Below are 24,059 nucleotides of genomic sequence, written 5' to 3' on the forward strand. Positions count from 1 at the left end.
TTTAAAGTTCAGTAACCAACATGGTTTCGGCTTGGTCCGGCCGCAGATGCAGGCGTAAACCTTCCTTGGTCATGATGATTATGCGGGCGGCGGGAGTCATGCCTAATGCTCGTGCTGGTTCCACCGTTTCGAGAGTCACTGTGGCACCGGGCTTGATGCCAACGGCAGATATTGCTTTAGCCGCTCTTGGTCCGCCCAGCACGTTTTTGACGGCAAAAGGGCGTCCCTTGCCGCAGGTTGCCAGCTGGCAGGCTACTCCGTCGCATTCCCCCCAGACTTTGGCAGCCATGCCCTCGGTTAGGGAAGCCTGTTTGCCGTCTACCACCGTCTTGTAGGTCATGGGAGGCAGGCAGCGGACCAGCTCAATATTATCCCCTTCGGATATACCAAGTATCTTGAGACTCTTTTCCAATTGTGATCCGGCGGTCAGTCCTTCAATGTGGCCCTGTTCACCGGGATTCATTTCAAATACCGGAGTCTTGTGCCCGTCATCGTGGTGGACAATGACCTTGGAGGCCATCCCCGCTGCAAGGAGTACCTCTCCCTGCGGTCCTTTGATCCTTACCGGGTGCTGGACTGAATCTTCGGACATGATTTCCAGCTCCGAACCGATATGTAGGCCCATGCGTTCAAGGCGGTTTTTCAGGCTCTCGCTGCTTACGGCCTTGAGCATCAGGTTTTTTTCTACAGGCGCATTTCTTAATGTCAGGGACATTATTAGTTCTCCTTTGCGGACTCTTGCGGTTTGTTCGCAGCTGAAGTTTTCATGGCCGCGTATCCGAGTATACCCACGGTACTGAGGTTGTGGGTCATGGCCGCAGCAAGAGTGGATATTTTGCCCATACCGGCCAGCAGCAGTGTGGCTGAGTTGATGCCGACAGCAGACCAGAGGCAATTGCTCAGGGTTTCGCGGTTGGTCAGGGCAATGCGGTGAGCTTCCACAAGGGTGAGCATATCTTCGTTGAGCATGACCACCTGTGCAGATTCACGGGCAAGATCGGCTCCGGAAGGCATGCAGATACCTACGTCAGCGCAGACAAGGGCCGGGGTATCGTTGACCCCGTCTCCGGCAAAGGCAACTTTGGCCCCGCCGTCCTTGAGCTCTTTGACGATGTTGGCTTTGTCTTCGGGCTTGAGTTCCCAATGTACTGCATCAACCGGGGGCAGCTGGGCTGCAAGAGCCAGTGCTGTGGAGCGGTGGTCCCCGGTGAGAATTTCAATGCGCTTGATTCCGGCTGCCTTGAAAGCTTCGAGGGCTTCAAGTGCTTCCGGGCGAAGTTCATCGCGCATGGCAATGACACCGATAAGCTCTTCGTCCATGGCTACGAAAAGCAGGTTCTTTCCTGCATTACGCAGCTGGCGGGCTTTTTTCTCCATATAGGAGCAGTCCACGTGCTCATCTTCTTCAACAAAATGCTGGCTGCCTACAAGTACGCGTTTACCGTCAACATAGGCGGAAACCCCATGGGCCACGATAAAATCGACACCGCTGACTTCCGGGAGTTCGATACCTTGCGCTTTGGCTTCGTTTACTACTGCCTTGGCTACCGGGTGGGCGTAGTGCTCCTCAGCGCCGGCGGCAATGGAAAGCAGCTCTTCCTCTTCATAAAGAGGCATGGGTACGATGTCGGTGACTTTCAGTTCCCCTTTGGTCAGGGTTCCGGTCTTGTCAAAGACGATGGTGTCCACCGCGGCGAGGTTGTCGAGGGCCTGCCCGCCTTTGAGCAGTACCCCGGCCTTACTGGCGGTGTACATGGAAGTACGGGTGGCAACAGGAGTGGAAAGCTTGATGGCGCAGGAGTAGTCCACAGTCAGCACTGATGCTGCGCGGGCCAAGTCTCCGGTTAGGGCATAAACCCCGAGCCCGGCCCCGAAGGTCAGGGGAACCAGCTTATCGGCAAGTTCTGCGGACTGGATCTGGCTCTTGGACTGCGAACGCAGGGAGCTTTCCAGGTAGCGGTTGATGCGGGCCATACCCGTTTCAGCGCCAACCTTGTCAGCCCTGATTTTAAGTGTGCCCTCTTCTACAACTGCACCGGAAAGGGTTGCGTCTCCGGGTTGCAGGTGCACGGGTACGGATTCTCCGGTGATGGAGCTCTGGTTCACTGAGCCGTCGCCTTCAACGATTGTTCCTTCAATGGGAATGAGTTCTCCGGGACCGCAGACCACAATGTCGCCTACTTGCAGATCATTGAAGTCGATCTCAAGTTCTCGCCCGTCCTTTTCGATCCAGATTTTCTCAACCTGCGGCTTGAGCAGGGTCTTGAGCAGGTCTGTGGATTTTTGTTCGGACTGGTCTTCAAGGTATTCACCAAGGCTGAGCAGTGCGCCTACAGAGTTGGAGGTGAAGTAGTCACCGCGTAACAGGGAAAGAGCTTTGACAGTACCGTCCAACACCTCGATCTTAACCCCGCGGGTGAACAGGGTCTCAAGCCCGTCCACAATTCCGGGAATGCCCAGCATCCAGCTTGTTGCAGCCTGTACGGGCAGGGGCAGAAAAGGGGTAGCTGCAGCGGCAGCAGTGCGTGCTCCAACTTCAATCAGGTCCACATTGTGTTCCCGTTCATTGTCCTTAAGGAAAGCTTCCTTTGGAATATCGTCCAGTGTTTCAAGGATGGCTGAGCGGACTTCAGGAGTCCCGTCATATGCTACGGCAATGGAAAAGGCAGGGCCGTTAATCCTGACCGATTCAACCCCGCTCAGGGATTCAACACTGGCTTGAAGATAGCTGTGATCCAAATCTGGCGCGAGCAGAATCAGGGATTTAAGCCTGATCCGTTTCGGCAGTTCATGGACTATCTTAAAACGTTTTCTTGTATTCGGAATTCCGATCATCTGGTTGTCCTCTGCGGTCTTCTGGAAACCGCCCAGTGCAAAGCTGTAAAACCGACAAAAGCAACAGAGGCCCAAAGATGCAACGGCTTTGCACCCCTGAACTTGAGTACGCCGGAAGCCGCTGAGGCCCCAAGCGTGGCAACCATGCCCACCTTGGCTGCTGTCTTGGTCTTACTCGGGGTAAGCGGACAGTCCTTGCATTGGCGGAACTGCTTTTTGTCTTTAGTTTTAATTAGGTCAGTATTTTCAGGTAAAGCGTTCATTTTAGTATCCCTCCGGGGACTCTCCCCTTCCCCAGCCGCCGGAGGCTTCTTAATCAGACTGCGCTTCGGCTTTGATGTCGTGAATTTTTTCCTTGGCTTCTTCAATGCCGCCTTGAACAGCGGACCATGTTTTGACCACGCCGGAAACAACCGCTTTCTGGACCTTGGGATTGGAGGCAACAAGTGCCACGCCAGCACCCACGAGAAACCCTTTCAAATAGCGGGAATCAGTGAAGTTTACCCAGCTTTTTACGGAAGTATCCTGCTGAACAGGTTCAACCTGCTGCAGGGAATCAATGCGCTGCTGTTCGGTGAGCTGCGGGTCCTGATAATTGTATACGTAGTCGTTATTGTAATCCTGACTCATTTTTTACTCCTTTTCCGCTGCTTCTTTGGCAGCCTGTGCGGCCATGTATTCCTGTTCGGCCTTGAGATCTTCCATCCTTTCCATTTCTTCTGCGGACATTTCTTCCTTGCCGCCGCCGGAAGTGAAGATGGAACGTACAGTCTTGCTGGTGCAGACAAAGGTGATACCTGCGCCAACAAGCAACCCTTTCCAGAAACCATCATCAATGCCATTGAAAAAGCTGAGGAAACTTGCCGGATCAGCTTTGCCTTCCGCAGTGTCCTTGACGAGATCTACGAATTGCTTGACCTGTTCTTCTGATGTGTTGGGATTGACTGTGGGAGCCTGCTGGACAGGTTGTTGTACAGGCTGCTGGATGGGCTGTTGCAGCGGCTGCTGCACCGGTTGCTGCATGGGCTGCTGGTAGACCTGACCGTAAACGGGCTGGCCGTATAAAGGCTGACCATACACGGGCTGACCGTAGTATACAGGCTGTCCGTAAACAGGTTGGCTCGGCTGCTGTACCGGCTGCTGATATACTGGCTGTTGCATGGGCTGCTGGGCAGTCATGTCAGGCTGTACATTCCCGGCAACAGGGGCTCCCTGATAAGGATCACCGGGAGTGGTATAGGAAAAATGGGGCTGCCCCTGATCCGGACCCATCACCGGCTGGGAGGTGTTGGGCTGCTGCGGTGCGGTCTGCTGTGCGTCGGGGGCGGTTGTTTCAGTGGACATCTTTATCACTCCTCTAAGTAAGTGTCTTTTAACAATTATTCATGAGCCTGCCATAGAGATCGCAGACTATTTGTGCTTTCTTGTCTTGGTCTGTTCCCTGAATCAGTTCTTCAACCAGTTCCGGATGAATCTGTTCGGGGTCGTATTCAATAACCACTGAGCGGGCGGACATGTTGACCCGGGCATCCTTGATAGCGTCAGGCATTTCGGAATGTTCCCTCATTGCGGCCAGTGCTACGGGCTTGGTTAAGATGAGCGGGCTGAATTTTACCCTGATTCGGCCCGGGATGTGGTGGGCCACATCAAGGTACTTTTCCAGTTCAACTATTTTGCGGAAGTTCATAAATTTTACCTTGTTTGGATTCGATTGCTTCAGGTGAATGCAGGAGCAGCCTTGATGAGTTGGCTATGACTCCTATGGTATGCAGAATGTGCAGGAACCCGGCCATGACCGGGGAAAGAACCCCCGTGGCACCCATGATGACTCCCGCTATATTTGAACCTGTTGCCAGCCAGAAGTTCTGGTAGGCGATTTTTACAGTGTCCTGACTCAGTTGCTGGACGTACATAAGTCCCTTGAGGTCGTCGTCGACCAGCGCAATATCTGCCGCTTCAACGGCTACTTCAGCGCCCCCGGTACCCATGGCTACACCTACGTCGGCCTGTGCAAGGGCGAGGGCATCGTTGATGCCGTCACCGACCATCATGACCTTGCCGCCCTCGCTTTGCAGGGTCCGCACAAGGGTCGCTTTTTCTTCAGGCATGGCCGAGGCGTGGATTTCCGGAATGGATAAGGTCTTGGCAAGGTCGTTGGCAGTAGCTGGTTCGTCTCCGGTAACCAGTACAGTACGTTCAACCCCGCCAGTTCCAAGAGCATTAAGGACCATTGCGGACTCTTCGCGGATGGTATTGGCAAAAGCCAGCAAGCCGATGGGCTCCTTGTCTTTGACCACGTAAAGTACGGTCAGTCCTTTGCGTTTGAGGTTGGAAACCTGTCTGCTCAGGCTGCCGATGCGCACATCAAACTGCTCGGTGAGCTTTTTATTACCCACCAGAATTTCCATAGAATGGTTTTCATTTTCAACGAGTTCTGCGCGCATCCCTTTGCCTAAGAAATATTCGCAGACAGTGTGGGGCAGGGGAGCAAGCTTTCGTTGTTCAGCTTCACATTTGATGGCTTGGGCCAGCGGGTGGTGGTTGTGGGTTTCCACGGAAAAAGCATAACTCAACAGCTCACTTTCACTTACACCATCAACGGTGTGAACGTGTTCAAGGTTGGGCTCGCTTCCGGTCAGGGTTCCGGTCTTATCAAAGCAGGCGATGTCGCATTTTCCAACTTCCTCAAGATACCTGCCGCCCTTGATGAGAATATTGTTTTTGGCAGCAGTGCTTATGGAAGCGCTGATGGGTGTGGAAGCGGAAAGTACGGTTGCGCAGGGGCAGGCCATGACCAGCAGTACGGTAAAAGCGCGCCACGGATCAGCGGTGAGCAGCAGGGTGCCCACGGTGCAGGCAAAGCCGATTTTGACCAGCCGTACGGAAAGTTTGTCCGCAGTGGATTCAATGTCGGTCTTGTTTTCAAGGGAATCTTCAACTTTGTGGAGGATACGAGCCAGATAGGTTTTATCGCCAACTTCTTCGGCCTTGACGTAAATAACGCCTTCGCGCACGAATGTTCCGGCGAAAACCTGATCATCCTGCTGTTTGTGAATGAAGTCGGCCCGTCCTGTGATGGGGGCTTCGTTAATCAGTCCCTGACCGTCCACTATGGTTCCGTCCACGCAGATTTTTTCCCCGGTATGCAGGACTACAACATCACCTTTCTGGAGATTGTTGATCTCCATTTCAACTTCAACCCCGTCTTTAAGTACAAAGGTGTGGTGGGTGGTGTTATCCAGAATGCCGGAAATGGCTCGGCGAGAACGTTCGGTAATCCATGCGGTGAGCAGTTCCGCCCCTGCGTTGATCCAGAGGATTTCAAAGGCGGTCATTGCTTCACCGGCCACAACTGCCGCTATGATGCCTCCGGCAAGAATACCTTCAAGTCCGAATTTTTTCTCGCGCAGCTTGGTTACCGCTTCCTTAACTAGCGGAACTGCCGCCAGCACAGTCAGGAAGCCGAGTGGGCTGAAAAGTGTCTGGGCCACGGTGATTCCCAGCAGGGTTTCACTCGCCAGCACAGCTCCGCCCACGGTGGATACAAAGGAAAAATAACGCAGGGCGTCTTTGACCTGCGGACAGCCGCACTCTTTCTTGTCCTTGATGGGACAGATTTTGGTGGTGTGAACGGCTACGATCTCCCGAAGTGCTTCAAAAACATGTTCAGGCGTTATGAATTCAGGGTTGTAGCGAATAACCAGTGTCGCACACTTGTTGTTCGTGCGAGTGCGGGTGACTCCGGCAACCCTTTCCAGATTCCGCTCAACAGTGCTGCAAAGGATTTTATCCTTGCGTAGATCCGGCACTTTGAATCTGATTCTGCCCGGTATTGAATGCTTTATGATTGCATATGACTTTTCTGTTTTCACGAGACGGTCCTGTTTTGTTACAGACTTATCAGATGAACATCCGCTTGACATTGAGAGTGAATTTCAATGCCGCATGTGTGGAATACAAACGCTGATAACGTTTGTCAATTAAAACTTGGATGTTCGGTGAGTCCAAAAGCATAGGTATGTGGGCGGAAGTTAACTGCCCTGAATCTCGGTAGAAGCATCAGGGCAGTCGAATATCGATTTATTCCGCTACAGGCTTGAGATCTTTTTGGGAGTCGTTGTCCAGTGCTGTGGGTACAGCTTTGTCCCAAAGCATTTTGGCGCCTGTCGCAACTACGGTGAAGCCGAGCAGTCCAGCCAGCCCGCCAAGTCCGAGTACACCGGTGGCAGCTACACCGGCAGCAGTAGCAAGACCGGTTCCGGCAGATTCGGTGGCTACGGTCTTAGCTGCTTCGCAGCTGGTAATTCTGCCTTCTTTAACAGCAATAGTGGAGCGAACAGCTGCTACTGTTCCGCCCACAAGGGCGCCGGTTGCTGCGGCTGAAGCAGTGATCACGGGAAGAATTCTTGTTGTAGTAGGTGTAGTCATTTCATACTCCTGTATTTTTAGACGGTTGACCGTCAGTGTTTTCATGGTGGGTTAATAATTAGCGCACTTAATTTTTTTATAAAGCAGCACTATTGAGTTTCAATTGCAGAAAATTATCTCGCGTGAGTGAGTACTTAGGGCTTGACAACGATTCTCACTTGAGAATAGTCATCAGTGTCATTTTCACAAAATCCACAATGGAGGAAAGGATGTCAAGCCCGCAAACTCAGTTCTTGGAATATCTTACCAAGAACAAAATGGCTGCAACTGAACAGCGACGTATTGTTTTAGAGGTCTTTCTGGGTACTCAAGGTCATCATTCATGCGAGGAGCTTTATGCGCATGTCAGCAAGCGCGATGCTTCCATCAGTCCGGCAACAGTTTACCGGACTATTAAGCTTCTGGCAGAGAGCGGTATTGCCGAATCATTGGATTTCGGTGATGGAATAACCCGTTTCGAGTGCCGCCATAACAGGGATCATCACGACCATCTGGTCTGCATCCGCTGTAATCGTAGAATTGAAGTTATTGAAGACCGGATTGAAGAATTACAGGAAAAGCTGGCCAGTAAACACGATTTCGTTGTGAACAGGCACAAGATGATTCTTTATGGTATTTGCCCTGACTGTAGAAAACAGTAGCTGGCTATTGCAAATAATTCTCATTCGCATGGCTTTCCCTTTGATGTGCGCTTAGCATATTCAGCTTATAAATCAATTTGCCTTAGGGCTCTTTAAGGAGAATAAAAATGAGTTTCAATCTCGGAAGATTGTTGCTGGTTTCAACAGCCGCGACCGCAGTTGGAGTGGCCGCTTATGCTGTATACAAGGCCGGGGGTGTGAAGCCTGCGGTGAGCAAAGTCGTAAAGGGTGGGGTGAAGGCTGGTAACTGGGCTTCACAGCAGTATGGCTCAGCCAAGGACGAAGTTGCCCGTCTGGTCGATGAAGCAAAGGCAGACATGGCCGGATAGGCTCTTTCTTAACATTCTTTAATGTATGATAAGAGCTACAGGTTCTGTGATATTTCCTTGTACCGGGCGGGGCTGATTACTTTATCCCGCCCGGTATTCTTGGCAAAATACAGAGCTTTGTCAGCAGAAGAGACCAGTTTCTCCGCTTCGGTTTCAGCGTCAATTGCCTGATAGCAGAGCTTGGAGAGACCGATGCTCAAACTGGCCCGGCCAAGCTTGACTCCGGCAAAGCGGCTTCGGATACGTTCAGCGATCTGTTCGCAGCGGGTTGAATCCACGCCGACAAGAATCGCTCCGAATTCGTCTCCGCCGAAACGGAAAGGAAAATCAGTTCCACCGCGTACGGACGAGTTGATGATTTGGCCCAGCTCAGCAAGGATTCTGTCTCCCTCTTGATGTCCATACTTATCGTTGACCTCTTTGAAGTGGTCGCAGTCGATCAGCATGAGGTGAAGAGGTGTTTTGCAGGAAATGCATTTTGAGCATGTTTCAACCAGTTTCAGCTCGAAAAAGCGTTTGTTAAACAATCCGGTAAGATGGTCAGTATAGGAAAGCAGATTCAGTCTTTCCTTGTCCCGGCGTGTTTTGGCCAATGATTCAGTGAGTCTGGATTCTCGTTTGGCAACGGAATGGGCCAACCAGTTCAGGTTATGCTGTAGCAGGCTCATTTCGTCGGTGGCAACGCCAACCTTGTTGGAATAAAGCTCCAGACGCTGGTCCAGTTTGCCTTGTTTGAGCTTAACGCAGAAATTGTTCATCTTGTGTAGTTCTCGGTTGACCATCCAGTCCTCAAGCCAGTTTGCTATTGGCATGCATAGGGCGATGCACAAACTGAAATGCAGGCAGACATACATGGCCAAAGAATTTCGGTCCGCGAATTCTGCGACTGCCATCAAGGCTCCTGCCGGTAGAATCAGCATGAGCAGGACTGCGACAAACGATTTTGCTTTGAGTTTGTTACGGCCACTTGGGCTGTTGGATAAAATAATATTTTTAAATTTGTTCTTTATTAATTTTACCATTGGTATGTACCTCCCCGGCAAAATCTATCGGAAATCCCCGACCGCAGCTGGATAACTGTGGCCCATTCTGATTGGAAATGCCGTATTGACCCCGTACCACTACTTCGGATAATGAAAACGAAAGTCAATTTCAAGCAAAAAAGGTATGTAATTTTACTTTTGATTTTTCATGGTCCATCCACTCAATGGCTGTGAGGCTTAGGTTAGAGGTGAAATAGAGGAGGGTAGATGTTAAGTTTTCCGATAAAACAGATGGTTAAGCGTAGGTTGGGGGGTGTTCAGCACGGCTGGTGCTTTTGTAGTTGACAAGAAAATTTTGGCTATATAGTAATTGATTTCGAAATTCATTCGCAAAATCGGATGCAAACAAAGAGGCAATAATTATGTTGAACAAGTTTGATTTCTTTAACCGTGAACCTGCTTCCGCAAGGAAGAGGGGGCATGGTGCTGGCGGAAGAAGACAGGGGAAGCCTTGCCGCATGCGTGGCAAAAGCCTTCTGGACATCCCAATTGGAGGAAAAGCCATTATTCGTGGTCATTCTTCCGGTGGCGCGGTGAGGCAGAGGTTGCTTGATTTGGGTTTTGTCCCCGGCAGGGAGATCGAAGTGGTCCGTGTGGCAACACTGGGCTGCCCTCTTGAATTGCGTGTAGCCGGGTACTGCGTGACCCTGCGTCGTACCGAAGCATATCAGATTGAGGTGGAAGATGAGCGCTGAGGGGAAAAAGACGATGAAAGACAACTTTCTCGTCGCTCTTGCCGGGCAGCAGAACGCCGGTAAATCAACAACATATAATATGATCACCGGGGCCAATCAGCATGTGGCCAACTATCCCGGTGTAACTGTAGATAAAAAAGTCGGTAGCTATCGCGAAGGTAAGACTCGTTACGAGGTGGTTGACCTTCCCGGTACTTACAGCCTCACTTCTTTCTCGCTTGAGGAGCGTGTATCCCGCGAATTCCTGCTGGAAGAAAAACCTGACGTGGTCGTAAACGTTATGGATGCCACCTGTTTGCGCCGCAGTCTTTATTTTACCTTTCAGGTTCTGGAAATGAATTTTCCGGTTACCGTGGCCCTGAATATGATGGATGTTGCTGCTAGTCAGGGACTCACAATTGATTTGAAAGAACTCACCAATCGACTTGGCGTGGACGTTGTTGCCACTGTCGGCCGCAAAGGTAAGGGTAAGCAGGCCCTGAAAGCTGCCATTCGTAAGGCAGTTAATCAGGAGTCCTACTCTCGTCCGGTGGTTATCGATTACGGCGACCTTGAGACACATGCAAAAGCCCTTGAAGAGCAGTTGGCTGCAGATGCCAGCCTTGGCGTGCTTTATCCTTTGCGTTGGCTGGCAATCAAGCTTTTGGAGAATGATTCCGAAGCCCGGAGAATTGTTGAGACCAAGCATGCAAACGGCAAGGTCATCATTGAAGAAGCTCTTTCCCGCAGGATGGCTTTTGAAGATGAGACCGGCGTAGATACCAGCGACTACATTGTTGCCTGCCGCGACAGGGTGGCCGGGGAAATCGTCGATGCCTGCGTGACTAAGGAAGAAGATTCCGGTCAGCCTATTTCTGAAAGAATCGACCGCTGGGTGCTGAACCGCGCTTTGGCTCCGTTCTTCCTGCTGGCAACTGTATACCTCATTTATGAACTTTCTATTGTTCAAGGGTATGAGTTGACCAAATATACGTGGCCGTTTCTAGCCAAGTTCAGGGATATTGTCGCTTCAGTCCTGCCTCCGGCTGGGTTGATTGAAGATTCTCTGTTGCGCTCCATGATCCTTTGGATGGTGGATAGTGCCAACACACTGCTTAACTACGTGCCCATTTTCCTGATTCTATTTGCGTTGATCGCTATTCTTGAGGACTCAGGATATATGGCCCGAATTGCCTTTATTCTGGACCGCATTTTTCACAGTTTCGGCTTACATGGGCAATCGACTCTGCCATTCATTCTTGGGGGAGTTTTTGCCGGGGGCTGCGCTGTTCCGGGGATTATGTCTACCAAAGGTATTCCTGATGAGCGTTCGAGGCTGGCAACCATCCTGACTGTTCCATTCATGAATTGCCTGGCCAAAATTCCGCTCTACACCTTGCTGGTGAATATCTATTTTGCGGACCATAAGTCATGGGCAATGTTCTTTATCTCGACCATTACCATCATCATGGCCCTGATCATCGCCAAGCTCCTGACCACAACGGTCCTCAAAGGTCGTGAAACAGCTCCCTTCATCATGGAGATGCCCAACTATCATGCTCCCACTTTTTTTGGTGTGGCTCAGCGGTCACTGGAAAGAACCTGGGAATACATTAAAAAGGTCGGCTCCATTGTTGTTGCGGTTTCTCTGTGCGTGTTCTCCCTGTTGCAGTTTCCCGGACTCAGCGAGGATCGTATGGATTATTATGAAACCGAGATGAACAAGGCTATTGCAACTTTTGATTCTAAAGTTGCAGGCAATGCTTACGCTGATCTTGCCACCGGTGAAAAGATGCTGCCGCTGCTTAATCTCTATGATGATTACAAGCGTGCCCGCATGAATGCTTCCGGTAAAGAAGGAGCCGCACGGGTGGACAGCTCTTTTAAAGAAGCCAACCCGGAGACTTTTGTACTGATCAAGCCCCGTGGCGATAAAGCGGCTAAGATCGTTAACCGTGCCCTGCGCAAGGTTTCAACCGCAAGGAAGTCACTGCGTCGTAAGATCAAGGAAGAAAAGATCAAAACTTCCTTTTTCGGCATGATCGGGCGTTCACTCGAGCCTGTAACCCAATATGCGGGTTTTGATTGGAAAATTAACATCGCCCTGATCAGTTCCTTTGCAGCTCGCGAATCCTCTGTTGCGACCATGGGTGTACTGTATCAGCAGGGTGCTGATGACAACCAGACCCTTGAACAGCGCATGGACAATGAGAGCCAGCACAACGGCATGAATTCCCTGCATGCACTTGCGGTTATTCTCTTCTTTGCACTGTATCCTCCCTGCCTTGCGGCCACTATTATGGTCAAGGTGCAGACCGGATCATATAGATGGATGCTCTTTTCCATTTTCTTCCCGACAGCTGTGGGCTTCGGAGTGGCTTCTGCGGTCTTCACTTTCGGGAGTGCTATTGGAGCCAGCGGTATAACAATGATGAAAGGGTTCTATGTGCTGGCCCTGTCCGTGGCCTTATTAATCGCGCTAGCGCATAAGATCGCTTCGGACAAAGTCTCGGCATCCTATAAATATCAACCAAGTAACCAATAAAAATCTCTCAGGAGACAGCTATGAAAAACATAATTGCTAAACTCGTTGTGGCAGCCGGACTGATCGCACTTTCCGCCACTGCCGCGCTGGCCCATTCCCCCCTGTGCAGCTGCTTTGATAACGGTGACGGCACCGTTCTCTGCGAAGGTGGATTCTCTGACGGTTCTTCTGCTTCCGGTGTGAAAATGTATGTTCGCAATGATTCTGGAGCAGTAGTTCTCAAGGGAGCTATGAATGAGAACAGTGAGTTCGAATTCAAAAAACCTGCAGGTCACTACACTGTTACTTTTGATGGTGGCGAAGGCCATTCCATTGAAATCGACGGTTCTGATATTGTTGAGTAGTCAATTTCCTGCACGCATTATGAGCGTTCCATAGTGCGTGCAGTTAATCCCTAAATTCAAAAAATTTTCTTTATCTTTTGATAAAGAGGATCAAAATCACAATCAGGAGAAACAAGATGAAGATGAAGGTAGTTTTTCTCAATCTGTTGTTGGTCGTTGCTATGGCGGTTCCCGCTTCTGCACATTTTCAGATGATCTACACCCCGGAAATCGCCAAGAACAAGGGCGCTGAAACCGACGTTAAGCTCGTTTTCACCCATCCCTTCGAAGCTGGACACACCATGAAAATGGGTATGCCTGAAGAATTCTTCATGCTGCACCAGAAAGGTGAAGAAGGTAAAACCAAAAAGTACGACCTCAAAAAGCTGCTCAAGCCCATCACCTGGACCAGCCTGACCAACTCCGGTGAAGCTTACGAAGCAAAGCTGCCCAAGAAAATCGTTCGTTCCATGGGTGACTACACTCTGGTTCTGGTTCCTGCTCCTTACTATGAAGGTGAAGAAGATATCTACATCCAGCAGATCACCAAGACTTACATGAACGTTGGCGGGCTGCCCGGCAACTGGGCTGCTCCTGCAGGTCTGAAGACCGAATGGATTCCCCTTGTTAAGCCTTATGCTATGTGGACCGGTATGACCTTCAAGGCCCAGCTTCTTTCCGACGGTAAGCCCGTTCCCAATGCTGACGTTGAAGTTGAGTACATGAACCACGAGCCTGACATGAAGAACAACGCTTTCAAGAAAGAAGAAAAGGCTCACGCTCCTCACGATGCTTTCGTAACCATGGGTGTTAAAACCGATGCTCAGGGCTACGTGACTTTCGCTATCCCCAAAGCTGGCTGGTGGGGCTTCTGCGCACTGGGTTCCGGTCCTGACAAAGAGTACAAGGGTAAAGAACTCTCTCAGGATGCTGTAATCTGGATCAAAGCAGTAGATATGTAATCCCTGCTTATTCTTTGGCATGATAAAAGCCCCGTAGGATGACTCCTGCGGGGCTTGTTTTGTTTCTTAATCAGTATCCCTGTCGCGTAGCCCGATCAGGTAGAGAATGGAATCCAGGCCGAAGTGAGAAATGGACTGGCGGGCATCCTGCTTAACCTTGGGTTTGGCGTGAAAGGCGATGCCCAGTCCGGCGATGGAGAGCATGGGCAGGTCATTGGCACCGTCACCCACGGCAATGGACTGCTGCAGGCTGATCTGTTCCTTTTCTGCAATCTTGCGCAGCAGTTCAGCTTTCTTGGCTCCGTCCACGATGTCGCCGATAACTCCGCCGGTCAGCTTACCGCCCTCGATTTCAAGGCGGTTGGCGTAGACGTAATCCACACCCAGCTTTTCCTGTAATTTTTCGCCGAAATAAGTGAACCCACCGGAGATGATGGCGGTCTTATAGCCGAATTTCTTCAGGTTGGAGATAAGCCGCTCCGCCCCTTCAGTGATGGGCAGCTTACGGGCGATATCTTCCATGACGCCTTCATCCAGACCCTTGAGGGTTGCCAGACGCTGGCGCAGGCTTTCCTTGAAGTCGATTTCACCGCGCATGGCTGATTCAGTAATCCGGCTGACAATTTCACCGGAACCGGCGGCCTTGGCCAGTTCATCGATGACTTCAGCCTGAATGAGGGTGGAGTCCATGTCAAAGGCGACAAGGCGTCTGTTTCTGCGGAACACGTTGTCTTCCTGCAGGGCAATGTCCACCTGATCTTCGGCAGCCATTTCCAGAAAGTTGGAGCGCATGCGGTCCAGATCTTCGGGGATGCCGCGGATGGAGAACTCAACACAGGCATGGCGTGGTGCTGGTTCACCGTTCATGGGAATGCGGCCGGACAGGCGGTGGATCATGTCGATGTTCAATCCGTTGTCCGCAATGATCTCGGAAATTCTTGAGATGTGGGCCCCGGTCAGTTTGTGGCCCACGAGGGTGGCAATATGTCTGGGTTTGCCTTGCGCAGCGACCCAGTCCATGTATTTGTCTGATTCAATGGGCTTGAACTTTACGTTGACCCCCAGTTCGTACCCTTTGAACATAATGTCCTTGAGAACCGGGGCTGATTCCGCTTCACGGGGAATGCGGATAAGTATGCCAAGTACCAGCTGGCTGTGAATCACGCTCTGGCCGATATCCAGAATATCAATGCCGTAGCCCGCCAGAACTCCTGTGAGAGCAGAAGTCAGGCCGGGTTTGTCCTCGCCGGAGATTTGAATGAGAATTATTTCGGGCATGGTTGTTTCCCTGAATAGGTTAGATGGCGGACTTTCTCATAAAATGAAGCCACAGTAAACATTCAGACTGTTGATACGGCTTCCTGATCGGGGGAAGCACAAAAAATAATCTTCTGGCTTGCTCCTTTTCATTAGGGACCGTATGATACAGAGAAGCCCCTTTCTATATTGAACCCCGGATAGATAGTTATGAGCAGCAAAAAGAAAAGCGCAGACGTGTCTTCCTATGAAGCTGAAGGTCCGCTTGGAGAAGGATTCCATCTTTCAACAGGCCCGGGACCTGAGAAGATGTTGCAGATACAGCGGCGTATCCATGAGAAAATGGATGACTATAAAGATTACAGCTTTTCCGCAACTGAAAAACGGGCTTTGATGATTTTTTTTGACCTTGCACAGGAATTTGATTCGTTGGAAGACTTCTTTGCTGTCTGTACCGCAGTTCCGAGGTCGCTTTTTAATCTTGATTGCAGGCTCTATCTGGCCATGGGACCGGATGAGTTCATTCCTGTCGGGCGCACAGAGAGCCGTGCTCCGGTATGTAGCTCCGTTCCCCTTGAAAAGATTTTTCGGGCCGGGCACCTGTTTATACCTATTCGCGGTAATATTGAATTGGTCGACCAGCTTCCTTTTAAACCCGCCGGGGATGTGATCGGTTGTTTTGAATTCTATAAGATGGATGACCTTTCTGACCATCAGTCATTGTTTTTTGAAAAATTCGTCAATCGGGTCGGCTTCCAGCTACATAGCAAGATACTTCGGCGTAAGGGGCAGGAGCATCTAGAATTCGTGCGTAATTTGGTAAAGGATGTCGGGCACAATGTCATTGTTCCGAACATGTATTTCAAGCTTTTTTATAACAGGTTGCGTGACCGTATTGAAAATATCCGCCAATTGGAATCCGGTATTGAAGGAAAAAGCGTAGCTGCAATCCGCCGTGATCTAGAGCAACTCTATGACGGACTGGTCAGCCAGTTCAATGAAATCCACAGCCATTACGAGCAGACTAGTCTGTTTCTGGAAACCCTTTTGCGCCGGCAGCATTTTGAGGAAGGACGCTATATTGTTGAAAAGCGTCCTTGCAACCTGCTCAAACAAATTATTGAACCACAGCTAGAACGTTATCGGTCCCGGTTTGAAGATCGGGGGATCAGGTTGGATATCAGTATGGGCGGTGTGCCGGACCGCGAAGTGCGCATTGTTGCTGATGTGGGGCTTATCTCTCAAGTCTACGCCAACCTTTTTTCCAACGCTGTTAAATACACCCGCGATGAGACCATGTGTGACGGGCGCAGGGATAAATTCGCCGCTTACGGCTGGGATATGGTCAAAGATTATTTCCGCAACGGCTGGGATGGCTTGAAGCTAAATGTCTACACCACTGGGCCGCATATTCAGGAACATGACCGGGAGATGCTCTTTCAGCCTGGTTTTCGCAGCGATAATGTGGGCAATGAATACGGCTCCGGCCATGGACTGTTCTTTGTGCGTCAGGTGGTGGAATTGCATGGCGGTGAGGTTGGGTATGAGCCTCAGGATGGCGGAAATAATTTTTATTTTATCCTTCCGTTGGGTGAGAATTAGCCTTCGTATGTTTTATTCGAAATAGAATAGGCTATTTTTGTATTAGTGTTGCGGGTTAAGAATAGGTTGCTTGGTTTTGTGTGGTGCGTATTTGCTATGTTTCTAATCTGTAAATCAATAAGAAGTGCAATTGTACACATTTGTTGTGTGCATGTGATTAATTTAACTTAAGCGTTTTACATTCTTTTTAGTCTGTATTGAAGTGTTCAATTTTAATGTTTTGCCAGTTTATAAATTTCGTGATAGCCCCTTAATATATTGTTCGTAAGAGATAGATTGTAAGCATAGAAAAACGATCTTCTTTATAGGGTTATTTGATTTGCAGATGATTAATAGTTGTTTTTGACTTTGCTTTCACAGGAGGTAAGCGTGTCAAAGTGGTTTGATGAAAGCTTGGAAAGAATCAAGAAGGCTACCGGAACAAGAACTCAGGTTCAGCTTGCCGAAATTCTGAATATTCGACAGTCCAGCATCTCCGATGCCAAGAGAAGAAGCTCTATTCCTGCTGAGTGGTTCATCAAGCTGTACAGGACCCACGGACTGAACCCTGAATGGCTTTCCGACGGAATTGAGCCCGTCTACCTGAAGCCCGGCAAAGGCAAAATTGCCGCTGACCAGATTTTGAGTGAAACAACCGCCCAGTATGGTCAGGTGCAGTCCAGAGGCAGGATCGTGCCGGTTTCATCCATGGCCGGTGAAGATGCGGGAGCCGAAGTCTGGAAACCGCAGCAGGTTTCAGAACTTAGCATTCCCGAAACTTACTACCGTTCATCTCTTGTTGTTCTTAAGGCTGAAGGCTCCTCCATGGAACCCTCGGTTCGCAGAGATGCATTTGTAGGGATTGATGATTCCCAGAAACGCCTCATGGCCGGTGATATTTACGCTATCCATGTCCCTTATCAGGGAGTGGTTATCCGCCGGGTCTTTTTTGATCCTGAAAATTCCCGTTTTATTCTTCGTCCTGATGATTCTCAACATCCTGAACAGTATATTCCGGTTGAAAATCATGAAAAACATGTGGTCGGACGGGTTGTCTGGGTCATGCAGGAATTATAAGTTTTTATTTTTTAGATTGTTAAGGAGGTTCGGCAACTGCCGGACCTCTTTTTTTGTGCACAATGATACATTTTTCACTAGACTTGATTTAGTGTTATCCTGTCCGTATCAAGGTTTTGCACCATAATCCTTCCTTATTCAGTCGAATCTTAATCTGTGAGGAAAAGAATGAAAAAAGTAACAGCTCCCGACATTACCGCCCTTAAAGGCCAGCGTAAGATTTCCATGGTAACCGCCTATGATTATCCTTCCGGACAGATCGTAGATGCTGCAGAAGTGGATATGATCCTTGTTGGTGATTCATTGGGGATGGTTGTGCTCGGTTATGAAGATACCCTTTCCGTTACTATGGATGACATGCTGCACCATGCGGCAGCTGTTTCCCGCGGCGCAAAACGGGCGCTTATTGTCGGTGACCTGCCGTTCATGTCCTACCAGCCTTCAGTGCAGATGGCAGTTGAGAATGCCGGGAAATTTTTGAGCCGCACCGGTGCCCGTGCGGTTAAGCTTGAAGGCGGATTTCCTTTTCTGGAACATGTACGGGCCATCATTGATTCCGGTGTTCCGGTTCAAGGCCATATCGGGTTGACCCCGCAGCATGTGGCCCGTTTCGGCGGATTCAAGGCACAGGGGAAGAACGCCCGTTCAGCCGCTGCCCTCGTTGATGAAGCTTTGGCTCTTGAGGCTGCTGGCTGTTTTTCTATTGTTCTCGAAGCCGTTCCCCATGAGGTGGCTCAGGAAATAACCGCGAGGCTGTCTATCCCGACCATCGGCATCGGTGCCGGTCCGGACACTGACGGACAGGTCCTGGTCTATCATGACATTCTTGGGCTTTTTGATCGCTTTGTGCCTATGTTTGTAAAGAAATTCGCCCAGCTGCGCGGGGAAAGCATTGATGCTGTTAAACGTTATATCGCGGAAGTTGGCGACGGCTCATTTCCAGCAGAAGGTAACTTCAGCCACATGGACCCCGAAGAACTGAAAAGGTTTAAAAGCTTATTACAGGATAAAGTTTAACACTCCGGGCCGGAATGGTTTTTTCTCTGGCCCTTGAAGCTGTTCAAGTATACTTTTATTGTATCACCAACCAATTACGGAGGAAGCGATGGCTGTATCTATTTTTGATCTCGGACTTTCCGTTGAAGCTAACTCTCTTTTCCTGCTGATCGAAGGAATGTTGGGCAGCAAAATTGATCCTGACAAGAATTGTAAGGCTGCTCCCGGCAGTGTTACCATTGAAGGTTGCCTTGCGAAATGGAATGGCGAGGAGAATGATTTTCTGGTTGCCATGAAGGAGCTAGTTGATGCCGGAATCCTCACCGAGAATGACTCTGAGCTGCGGGTAAGTGCACCTGAAAATTGGAAGAAAAAGTAGGTTTAATTGTCTCTTGAACTTCTCTGGAGTGGGTTGGGCTGGCCCCTGATCCGGCTTTTGTTATTTATCAGCCTCGGCCTTTTGGTCGGTAATATTGTTGAGGGACTGCGTTGGACTCGGGCCATGGGTAGATTGGCAAATCCGCTTATCCGGGCCGGAAGGCTTAAGGATATCAGCGGAGCCAGTTTTGCTCTGGCCTTTTTTTCCGGTGTGGCCGCAAACTCAATGCTTTCCGAAGCTTATGAAAAAGGGGAGATCAATGACCGTGAACTGGTTATCTCCAACCTTTTCAACAGCCTGCCAACTTATTTCCTGCACATGCCCACAGTTTTTTTTATTGCCGCACCGTTTATCGGCCATGTGGCCTTTACTTACGTGGGCTTGACCCTGCTGGCGGCTTTTGTGCGTACCGGGGCCATTGTGCTCTGGGGCCGCTTTTCCTTGCCCGCCGATGGTGGCTGCGGTGATGTGGCTGAACGGCTCAAGGAGCAGGAAGCAAAGTCATTTCGAGAGGTCTTGGATAAGGCTGTCAAACGCCTTAAACGCAGACTGCCCAAGGTGGCTTACCTGACCATCCCTATTTACACGGCTTTCTTTTTCCTGCGCCATTACGGTGTGTTCACTGCATTCCAAAGCTATCTGGGCGAACACCTTTCCTTTCTTTCGTGGCTTGATCCACAGGTGTTCGGCATTATCGCTTTCAGTCTTGCTGCTGAGTTCACTGCGGGGCTTGCCGCAGCAGGTTCCCTACTCGGGAGCGGGGCCATTGATCCCCGGGGAATAGTGCTGGCACTGATCATCGGTAATCTGCTTTCCACTCCGGTGCGTGCCCTGCGCCACCAGCTTCCCTACTACGCCGGAATCTTTCGCGGTAAGATGGCCTTGAAACTCATTGTCTACAATCAGGGCTTACGTGCGGCCAGCCTTGTGCTGGTCGGTAGCTTTTATTTTGTGCTGACCATGTAGTTTCTCTCTGGTGGTCCTGGCAAGGGTTAAGAATCCCAAACTTTTTATAGTGGCTTCGTCTCTTGGTATGGAAATACGTTACAAGTAAAAAAGGGTGAAACAGTTTGTACTGTTTCACCCTTTTAAAATTTTGTGAGTAAATTTAAAGCTTACTGCTTGAAAGTGCATCGCGCCTTGGAGCAGGAGATGGTTCCTAAGGTCTTTCCTGCGCTGTTTTTGAGTATGCATTTTTTATAGGCGTATCCACTGGTGGCATAGTAGTCAGTAAGCAGCTTGAATAGCTTGCGGTTGGCCGATGCAGATTTACCGTTCAAGGCTTTACTGTTGATGGTTGCGTAGAGGGTTGCACCGCGATTGCTGCTTTTGCTGATCAGCTTTTCACCGGAAGCAATGTGCAGGCTCTTGAATCGTTCCAGTCCCTGCTGCTTGGATTCGTAGGCAACAAGTTTCTTGGTGTACAGGGTGGAGTGCGGAGCCAGTTCTTTCAAGGCCTTATAGCCGTTAATGTTCTGCTGTATTTTGAATCCGGGCAGAGATTGCACGTGGCGCATAAGCAGCTCTTCTTCATTGGAACCCAGCATTTCCTGATATTCAACAGGGCAGCTGGCCAACCTGTTGCTGAGGTCTGCGGAGTAGGCTATGACGCACATTTTTTTCTCCGGTCTCGGAGTTTCTTGTGCGACTCTGTCCATGAAGGCTTCCGCTGTTTTAAGCGGTGTGTCTCCAGCGACCACAAAGAGATAGAAATCCCTCTTGATCTTGAGGTTAAGGATGCTTTTATCCTTGGGAAATTCTTTAAGGCAACGAGCTATATATTCTGCCCGTGTTTTAACCAGTTCAACCCTTTTGGCGTAATGCTCTCTGCGGGCTTTGTAATAACTGTTTTGCGGAGCAAGTTCGGAAAGTTTTTCATACCCTTTCAGGTTCTCATCCACCTGAACCGGGCTGAGCTTGTAGACGTAGTCATAAAGCAGCTTGGTCAGCTCTTTTTTGGACATGGAAGCTGAAGAAGAACTTTTCACCTGCTCAAGGTTGTTGTTCATAACAGCAACAGAAATACCGGAAAAATCACATTCCCCGGAATTCTTTTTGCGCAGTTTGCTAATCTGGGAAACAACGCTGACAGCTTTTTTCTTGCTTCCTTCCTTGAGGATAGCGAGGAAACCACCATCATTCCGGACCACGGCGTTCACGCCGGAGATGTTTTCAAGCTCGGCTTTGAAAATATCAGGGCAGTCCTGCTGTGCAAAAGCCGGAAGTGCAGTGATTATCAGAATGAACAAGGTGATGAGTATATGTCTGGCTTTCATGGTGATATCCTTTCCGGTAGCAGTTATTGTCCGCGGTAAAATTTAGAGGACTCCGAGTTCTTGGAATTTCAGGTAAATTTCACGGCTTACCCAAGCATCTGTTGCAGCATAGGTTATCTGCTGCGGGGTCAGTTCCTTGCGGCCCCAGTTAGAGCATTGTACGCCCTTGGAAATACGGAATCCGAGCAGGTTGGCGGCAAGGTTGCGCAGGCCGTTTGTCTGCATTTCCAGTGATCTGGCAAGGTCGCCGAGGTCTACGAATCCTTTGCCTTCAAAGGGGGAAACATCTCGCAATTCCTTAACATCATTGATAACCGCCACCCCGGTTTTGATTATATCGGCAGAGGAGAGCACTTCCTTAATATGATCGGAAAGGGAAATATGATTGAGGTGCAGCAGGTAAACGCAGTCTTCAGTTGCCAGCTGGATCAGGGAAGGGGGGTAGGAGACCCCTTTGCGGAAGACCGGACGGGTTTCGGTATCAAAACCAAGCAATGCACAGCTGCTCAACTCTTCAATAGCAGCCGGAACATCTTCTTCGCGGTCAATGAGTTTGATCGGCCCTTCGTATTGGCGAAGGGGCATTTCGTTAATTTCATCTTTGGTAAATTTTTTCTTATATTGTTCAGGTACTTGCATAAAATATTAAGCCCGGTAGTAATTATATTCCCTTATATGGAAACAAAGAATTCCTACCGGCCCGTGATGCTTCAGGGCAATTAAGTTCCTGAAAAACCACGGGCGGGCAGGATAAAAAGTATCCCCTTTGGATATTAGCCAAACAAGGCTTCGTCAACCCCCAGACAGCGGATTAACTGTATAGAAGCTCTCTGGTTAATTCAGTAAAGCTTTCCACTAAAGTAAGTGAAAAGCCCGATAGGGATTCCAAAGGGGATTATTCGGTCCCCTCTCTATAGCCGTAAGACTCGAGCAAGAAGCTCTCGTCTAACGGCTATAGGCCTTTGGCCTCCGGAGGCGAAATCTCCTATCAAAAGCGCGAAGCGCATCAAATCAATTACTGATGTTCGCGAGTCTGGTTAAAATTGATCTTGGGCCATTCCTCTTCAGCCTGCTGCAAACGCCATTGGCTGGGAGCGAGGAAGGTCAGGTTGTCGTCACCGTCAAGGGCCACGAAACGGGGATAGCGTTTTTTGATCCCGTCAATTTCTTTCTGCTCATCACTGCCGATCCAGCGGGCGGTGTGGTATTCCACCGGCTCGTAGAGAGCGGCAACGCCGTACTCGTCCTTGAGACGGGACATGATCACGTCGAACTGGAGCAGACCTACTGCACCGAGAATCTTGTCGTTGTTGCCCAGCGGTTTGAAGAGCTGCACCGCACCTTCTTCAGCCAGCTGGTGCAGACCTTTGTCGAGCTGCTTGCTCTTGAGCGGGTCCTTGAGGATAACGCGGCGGAAATGTTCTGGTGCGAAGTTGGGGATACCGGTGAATTTGAGTTCTTCCTTGGTCCCGGTAAAAGTGTCGCCGATCTTGATGGTTCCGTGGTTGTGGACACCGATGATGTCACCGGGAAAAGCCTCTTCAACGCCAGTTCTGTCCTGAGCCATGAAGATGGTGGCGTTGGCGATCTGCACTTCTTTGCCGATGCGGTGGTGGCGGACCTTCATGCCGCGCTTGAATTTACCGGAACAAATGCGCATGAAAGCGATGCGGTCACGGTGTGCGGGGTCCATGTTGGCCTGAATCTTAAAGGCCACAGCAGAAAAATCGGACTCAAAGGGAGATACTTCGCGGGTTGTGGTGGCACGCGGCTTAGGGTGCGGAGCCAGTTCCACAAAGGAATCCAGCATTTCCTGAACACCGAAGTTGTTGATGGCACTGCCGAAAAATACCGGAGTCTGCTTACCCGCCAGATAACGTTCCTTGTCAAAGGGGTAACCTGCGCCTTCGAGCAGCTCCAGTTCTTCGCGGAGGGAATCCGCCTGATCACCGAGCAGTTCGTCAAGGCGGGGGTCGGAAAGGTCCTTGATGACTTCACCCTTCTGGATGCCGCCGCCGTGAATGGCGGAGAAAAGATGCAGCTCGCCCTTGTGGATGTTGTAGGTGCCCTTGAAGTCGGAACCCATGCCGATGGGCCAGCTAAGGGGCGCGCATTCGATGTTCAGGGTTTCTTCAATGTCCTGCAGGAGATCGAAGGGATCGATACCTTCGCGGTCCAGCTTGTTGATGAAGGTGATGATGGGGGTGTCGCGCATACGGCAGACTTCCATCAGCTTCTTGGTCTGAACCTCAACACCCTTGGCGCAGTCGATGACCATGAGCGCGGAGTCTACTGCGGTGAGCACGCGGTAGGTGTCTTCGGAAAAGTCTTGGTGACCGGGGGTGTCCAGCAGGTTGACCTCGTAGTCGTGGTAGTTGAACTTCATGACCGAGGTGGTTACGGAAATACCACGCTCCTGTTCCATGGCCATCCAGTCGGAGGTGGCATGGCGGGCGGCTTTACGGGATTTAACGGTTCCGGCCATCTGGATCGCTCCACCGTAGAGGAGCAGTTTTTCAGTCAGAGTGGTCTTACCGGCGTCCGGGTGACTGATAATGCCGAAGGTCCGGCGACGTTCTACTTCTTTCTTGATATTGGGATCTATATTCTGGGACATGATTGTTCCTGTGCGTTGATGATATTTTGATCGTGGCGGTGAACTCTGGTAAAGGCGTTTTGCCATTAGTTATAGATGCGTTCACCGCAAGTGCTG

At 50.2% G+C, this 24,059-nt stretch carries 24 protein-coding genes; 11 read left to right on the top strand and 13 right to left on the bottom strand.

Annotated elements, in window-relative coordinates; all coding sequences use genetic code 11:
* Nucleotide 1: 1 nt before the first annotated feature.
* From ACO05Z_RS20665 to ACO05Z_RS20700, 8 genes are all read right to left on the bottom strand, one after another.
* Nucleotides 2–715 carry a FeoA domain-containing protein gene (locus ACO05Z_RS20665; protein WP_421904078.1) on the bottom strand — a complete coding sequence of 238 codons (714 nt, stop codon included), beginning with the start codon at nucleotides 713–715 and terminating at the stop codon, nucleotides 2–4.
* Nucleotides 716–717: 2 nt separating this feature from the next.
* Entirely contained in the window at nucleotides 718–2,835 is a 2,118-nt protein-coding gene (locus ACO05Z_RS20670) for a heavy metal translocating P-type ATPase (protein WP_421904079.1), read from the bottom strand.
* Nucleotides 2,832–3,098 (bottom strand): hypothetical protein, encoded by a 267-nt coding sequence (locus ACO05Z_RS20675; RefSeq protein ID WP_421904080.1) that lies wholly within the window; start codon nucleotides 3,096–3,098, stop codon nucleotides 2,832–2,834. Before ACO05Z_RS20675 ends, ACO05Z_RS20670 begins: the two co-directional genes overlap by 4 nt.
* A gap of 49 nt (nucleotides 3,099–3,147) precedes the next feature.
* Nucleotides 3,148–3,465 carry a YtxH domain-containing protein gene (locus ACO05Z_RS20680; RefSeq protein ID WP_421904081.1) on the bottom strand — a complete coding sequence of 106 codons (318 nt, stop codon included), beginning with the start codon at nucleotides 3,463–3,465 and terminating at the stop codon, nucleotides 3,148–3,150.
* A gap of 3 nt (nucleotides 3,466–3,468) precedes the next feature.
* Nucleotides 3,469–4,179: a hypothetical protein gene (locus ACO05Z_RS20685; RefSeq protein WP_421904082.1), complete on the bottom strand. Its 711-nt coding sequence runs from the start codon at nucleotides 4,177–4,179 to the stop codon at nucleotides 3,469–3,471.
* Between the two features lie 28 nt (nucleotides 4,180–4,207).
* Nucleotides 4,208–4,522, bottom strand: coding sequence for an HMA2 domain-containing protein (locus tag ACO05Z_RS20690; RefSeq protein ID WP_421904083.1), 315 nt, complete (start codon nucleotides 4,520–4,522; stop codon nucleotides 4,208–4,210).
* Nucleotides 4,500–6,707: a heavy metal translocating P-type ATPase gene (locus ACO05Z_RS20695; protein ID WP_421904084.1), complete on the bottom strand. Its 2,208-nt coding sequence runs from the start codon at nucleotides 6,705–6,707 to the stop codon at nucleotides 4,500–4,502. The genes ACO05Z_RS20690 and ACO05Z_RS20695 overlap by 23 nt, the downstream gene beginning before the upstream one ends.
* Before the next feature lie 208 nt (nucleotides 6,708–6,915).
* On the bottom strand, nucleotides 6,916–7,263 hold the full coding sequence (locus tag ACO05Z_RS20700) for a hypothetical protein (protein ID WP_421904085.1): 348 nt from the start codon (nucleotides 7,261–7,263) through the stop codon (nucleotides 6,916–6,918).
* A 209-nt stretch (nucleotides 7,264–7,472) separates the two neighbouring features.
* On the opposite strand from ACO05Z_RS20700, the gene ACO05Z_RS20705 reads away from it, so the two are divergent.
* Both ACO05Z_RS20705 and ACO05Z_RS20710 read left to right on the top strand, forming a co-directional pair.
* Nucleotides 7,473–7,904, top strand: a complete 432-nt coding sequence (locus tag ACO05Z_RS20705) for a Fur family transcriptional regulator (RefSeq protein WP_421904086.1) — start codon at nucleotides 7,473–7,475, stop codon at nucleotides 7,902–7,904.
* 107 nt (nucleotides 7,905–8,011) lie between these two features.
* Nucleotides 8,012–8,233 (top strand): hypothetical protein, encoded by a 222-nt coding sequence (locus ACO05Z_RS20710; protein ID WP_421904087.1) that lies wholly within the window; start codon nucleotides 8,012–8,014, stop codon nucleotides 8,231–8,233.
* 35 nt (nucleotides 8,234–8,268) lie between these two features.
* On the opposite strand, the gene ACO05Z_RS20715 is transcribed toward ACO05Z_RS20710, so the two are convergent.
* A complete protein-coding gene (locus tag ACO05Z_RS20715) occupies nucleotides 8,269–9,126 on the bottom strand; it encodes a GGDEF domain-containing protein (protein ID WP_421904088.1) in 858 nt (285 codons plus the stop codon).
* A gap of 512 nt (nucleotides 9,127–9,638) precedes the next feature.
* On the opposite strand from ACO05Z_RS20715, the gene ACO05Z_RS20720 reads away from it, so the two are divergent.
* The 4 genes from ACO05Z_RS20720 (at nucleotide 9,639) to ACO05Z_RS20735 (ending at nucleotide 13,780) form a co-directional block, all read left to right on the top strand.
* Nucleotides 9,639–9,971 carry a FeoA family protein gene (locus ACO05Z_RS20720; protein WP_421904089.1) on the top strand — a complete coding sequence of 111 codons (333 nt, stop codon included), beginning with the start codon at nucleotides 9,639–9,641 and terminating at the stop codon, nucleotides 9,969–9,971.
* A gap of 13 nt (nucleotides 9,972–9,984) precedes the next feature.
* On the top strand, nucleotides 9,985–12,495 hold the full coding sequence (feoB, locus tag ACO05Z_RS20725) for a ferrous iron transport protein B (protein ID WP_421904090.1): 2,511 nt from the start codon (nucleotides 9,985–9,987) through the stop codon (nucleotides 12,493–12,495).
* Between the two features lie 20 nt (nucleotides 12,496–12,515).
* Nucleotides 12,516–12,839, top strand: a complete 324-nt coding sequence (locus ACO05Z_RS20730; protein WP_421904091.1) for a hypothetical protein — start codon at nucleotides 12,516–12,518, stop codon at nucleotides 12,837–12,839.
* A 116-nt stretch (nucleotides 12,840–12,955) separates the two neighbouring features.
* Nucleotides 12,956–13,780 (top strand): DUF4198 domain-containing protein, encoded by an 825-nt coding sequence (locus ACO05Z_RS20735; RefSeq protein WP_421904092.1) that lies wholly within the window; start codon nucleotides 12,956–12,958, stop codon nucleotides 13,778–13,780.
* Between the two features lie 66 nt (nucleotides 13,781–13,846).
* Here ACO05Z_RS20735 and serB read toward each other — a convergent pair whose 3' ends face one another.
* A complete protein-coding gene (gene serB / locus ACO05Z_RS20740; protein WP_421904093.1) occupies nucleotides 13,847–15,058 on the bottom strand; it encodes a phosphoserine phosphatase SerB in 1,212 nt (403 codons plus the stop codon).
* Nucleotides 15,059–15,247: 189 nt separating this feature from the next.
* Here serB and ACO05Z_RS20745 point away from each other — a divergent pair, with 189 nt between their 5' ends.
* The 5 genes from ACO05Z_RS20745 (at nucleotide 15,248) to ACO05Z_RS20765 (ending at nucleotide 20,036) form a co-directional block, all read left to right on the top strand.
* Nucleotides 15,248–16,639: a sensor histidine kinase gene (locus ACO05Z_RS20745; RefSeq protein WP_421904094.1), complete on the top strand. Its 1,392-nt coding sequence runs from the start codon at nucleotides 15,248–15,250 to the stop codon at nucleotides 16,637–16,639.
* A 369-nt stretch (nucleotides 16,640–17,008) separates the two neighbouring features.
* Complete coding sequence (locus ACO05Z_RS20750) at nucleotides 17,009–17,695, top strand: LexA family transcriptional regulator (RefSeq protein WP_012765714.1); 687 nt, start codon at nucleotides 17,009–17,011, stop codon at nucleotides 17,693–17,695.
* A 168-nt stretch (nucleotides 17,696–17,863) separates the two neighbouring features.
* On the top strand, nucleotides 17,864–18,712 hold the full coding sequence (gene panB, locus ACO05Z_RS20755) for a 3-methyl-2-oxobutanoate hydroxymethyltransferase (RefSeq protein ID WP_421904095.1): 849 nt from the start codon (nucleotides 17,864–17,866) through the stop codon (nucleotides 18,710–18,712).
* Nucleotides 18,713–18,800: 88 nt separating this feature from the next.
* Nucleotides 18,801–19,070: a hypothetical protein gene (locus ACO05Z_RS20760; RefSeq protein ID WP_421904096.1), complete on the top strand. Its 270-nt coding sequence runs from the start codon at nucleotides 18,801–18,803 to the stop codon at nucleotides 19,068–19,070.
* Between the two features lie 6 nt (nucleotides 19,071–19,076).
* Nucleotides 19,077–20,036, top strand: a complete 960-nt coding sequence (locus tag ACO05Z_RS20765) for a hypothetical protein (RefSeq protein WP_421904097.1) — start codon at nucleotides 19,077–19,079, stop codon at nucleotides 20,034–20,036.
* Between the two features lie 149 nt (nucleotides 20,037–20,185).
* Here ACO05Z_RS20765 and ACO05Z_RS20770 read toward each other — a convergent pair whose 3' ends face one another.
* The 3 genes from ACO05Z_RS20770 to ACO05Z_RS20780 form a co-directional block, all read right to left on the bottom strand.
* Nucleotides 20,186–21,346: a hypothetical protein gene (locus tag ACO05Z_RS20770; protein ID WP_421904098.1), complete on the bottom strand. Its 1,161-nt coding sequence runs from the start codon at nucleotides 21,344–21,346 to the stop codon at nucleotides 20,186–20,188.
* A gap of 42 nt (nucleotides 21,347–21,388) precedes the next feature.
* Nucleotides 21,389–21,985, bottom strand: coding sequence for a 3'-5' exonuclease (locus ACO05Z_RS20775; RefSeq protein WP_421904099.1), 597 nt, complete (start codon nucleotides 21,983–21,985; stop codon nucleotides 21,389–21,391).
* A 376-nt stretch (nucleotides 21,986–22,361) separates the two neighbouring features.
* A complete protein-coding gene (locus ACO05Z_RS20780) occupies nucleotides 22,362–23,963 on the bottom strand; it encodes a peptide chain release factor 3 (protein ID WP_421904100.1) in 1,602 nt (533 codons plus the stop codon).
* Nucleotides 23,964–24,059 lie beyond the last annotated feature (96 nt).

The organism is Maridesulfovibrio sp., assembly GCF_965230075.1.
Taxonomy (GTDB): domain Bacteria; phylum Desulfobacterota; class Desulfovibrionia; order Desulfovibrionales; family Desulfovibrionaceae; genus Maridesulfovibrio.

Bases quoted from the DNA above. Each gene is read 5' to 3' on its own strand.
- ACO05Z_RS20665 (WP_421904078.1), bottom strand. From the start codon at position 715: ATGTCCCTGACATTAAGAAATGCGCCTGTAGAAAAAAACCTGATGCTC.
- ACO05Z_RS20670 (WP_421904079.1), bottom strand. From the start codon at position 2,835: ATGATCGGAATTCCGAATACAAGAAAACGTTTTAAGATAGTCCATGAA.
- ACO05Z_RS20675 (WP_421904080.1), bottom strand. From the start codon at position 3,098: ATGAACGCTTTACCTGAAAATACTGACCTAATTAAAACTAAAGACAAA.
- ACO05Z_RS20680 (WP_421904081.1), bottom strand. From the start codon at position 3,465: ATGAGTCAGGATTACAATAACGACTACGTATACAATTATCAGGACCCG.
- ACO05Z_RS20685 (WP_421904082.1), bottom strand. From the start codon at position 4,179: ATGTCCACTGAAACAACCGCCCCCGACGCACAGCAGACCGCACCGCAG.
- ACO05Z_RS20690 (WP_421904083.1), bottom strand. From the start codon at position 4,522: ATGAACTTCCGCAAAATAGTTGAACTGGAAAAGTACCTTGATGTGGCC.
- ACO05Z_RS20700 (WP_421904085.1), bottom strand. From the start codon at position 7,263: ATGACTACACCTACTACAACAAGAATTCTTCCCGTGATCACTGCTTCA.
- ACO05Z_RS20705 (WP_421904086.1), top strand. From the start codon at position 7,473: ATGTCAAGCCCGCAAACTCAGTTCTTGGAATATCTTACCAAGAACAAA.
- ACO05Z_RS20710 (WP_421904087.1), top strand. From the start codon at position 8,012: ATGAGTTTCAATCTCGGAAGATTGTTGCTGGTTTCAACAGCCGCGACC.
- ACO05Z_RS20715 (WP_421904088.1), bottom strand. From the start codon at position 9,126: ATGGCAGTCGCAGAATTCGCGGACCGAAATTCTTTGGCCATGTATGTC.
- ACO05Z_RS20720 (WP_421904089.1), top strand. From the start codon at position 9,639: ATGTTGAACAAGTTTGATTTCTTTAACCGTGAACCTGCTTCCGCAAGG.
- feoB (WP_421904090.1), top strand. From the start codon at position 9,985: ATGAAAGACAACTTTCTCGTCGCTCTTGCCGGGCAGCAGAACGCCGGT.
- ACO05Z_RS20730 (WP_421904091.1), top strand. From the start codon at position 12,516: ATGAAAAACATAATTGCTAAACTCGTTGTGGCAGCCGGACTGATCGCA.
- ACO05Z_RS20735 (WP_421904092.1), top strand. From the start codon at position 12,956: ATGAAGATGAAGGTAGTTTTTCTCAATCTGTTGTTGGTCGTTGCTATG.
- serB (WP_421904093.1), bottom strand. From the start codon at position 15,058: ATGCCCGAAATAATTCTCATTCAAATCTCCGGCGAGGACAAACCCGGC.
- ACO05Z_RS20745 (WP_421904094.1), top strand. From the start codon at position 15,248: ATGAGCAGCAAAAAGAAAAGCGCAGACGTGTCTTCCTATGAAGCTGAA.
- panB (WP_421904095.1), top strand. From the start codon at position 17,864: ATGAAAAAAGTAACAGCTCCCGACATTACCGCCCTTAAAGGCCAGCGT.
- ACO05Z_RS20760 (WP_421904096.1), top strand. From the start codon at position 18,801: ATGGCTGTATCTATTTTTGATCTCGGACTTTCCGTTGAAGCTAACTCT.
- ACO05Z_RS20770 (WP_421904098.1), bottom strand. From the start codon at position 21,346: ATGAAAGCCAGACATATACTCATCACCTTGTTCATTCTGATAATCACT.
- ACO05Z_RS20775 (WP_421904099.1), bottom strand. From the start codon at position 21,985: ATGCAAGTACCTGAACAATATAAGAAAAAATTTACCAAAGATGAAATT.
- ACO05Z_RS20780 (WP_421904100.1), bottom strand. From the start codon at position 23,963: ATGTCCCAGAATATAGATCCCAATATCAAGAAAGAAGTAGAACGTCGC.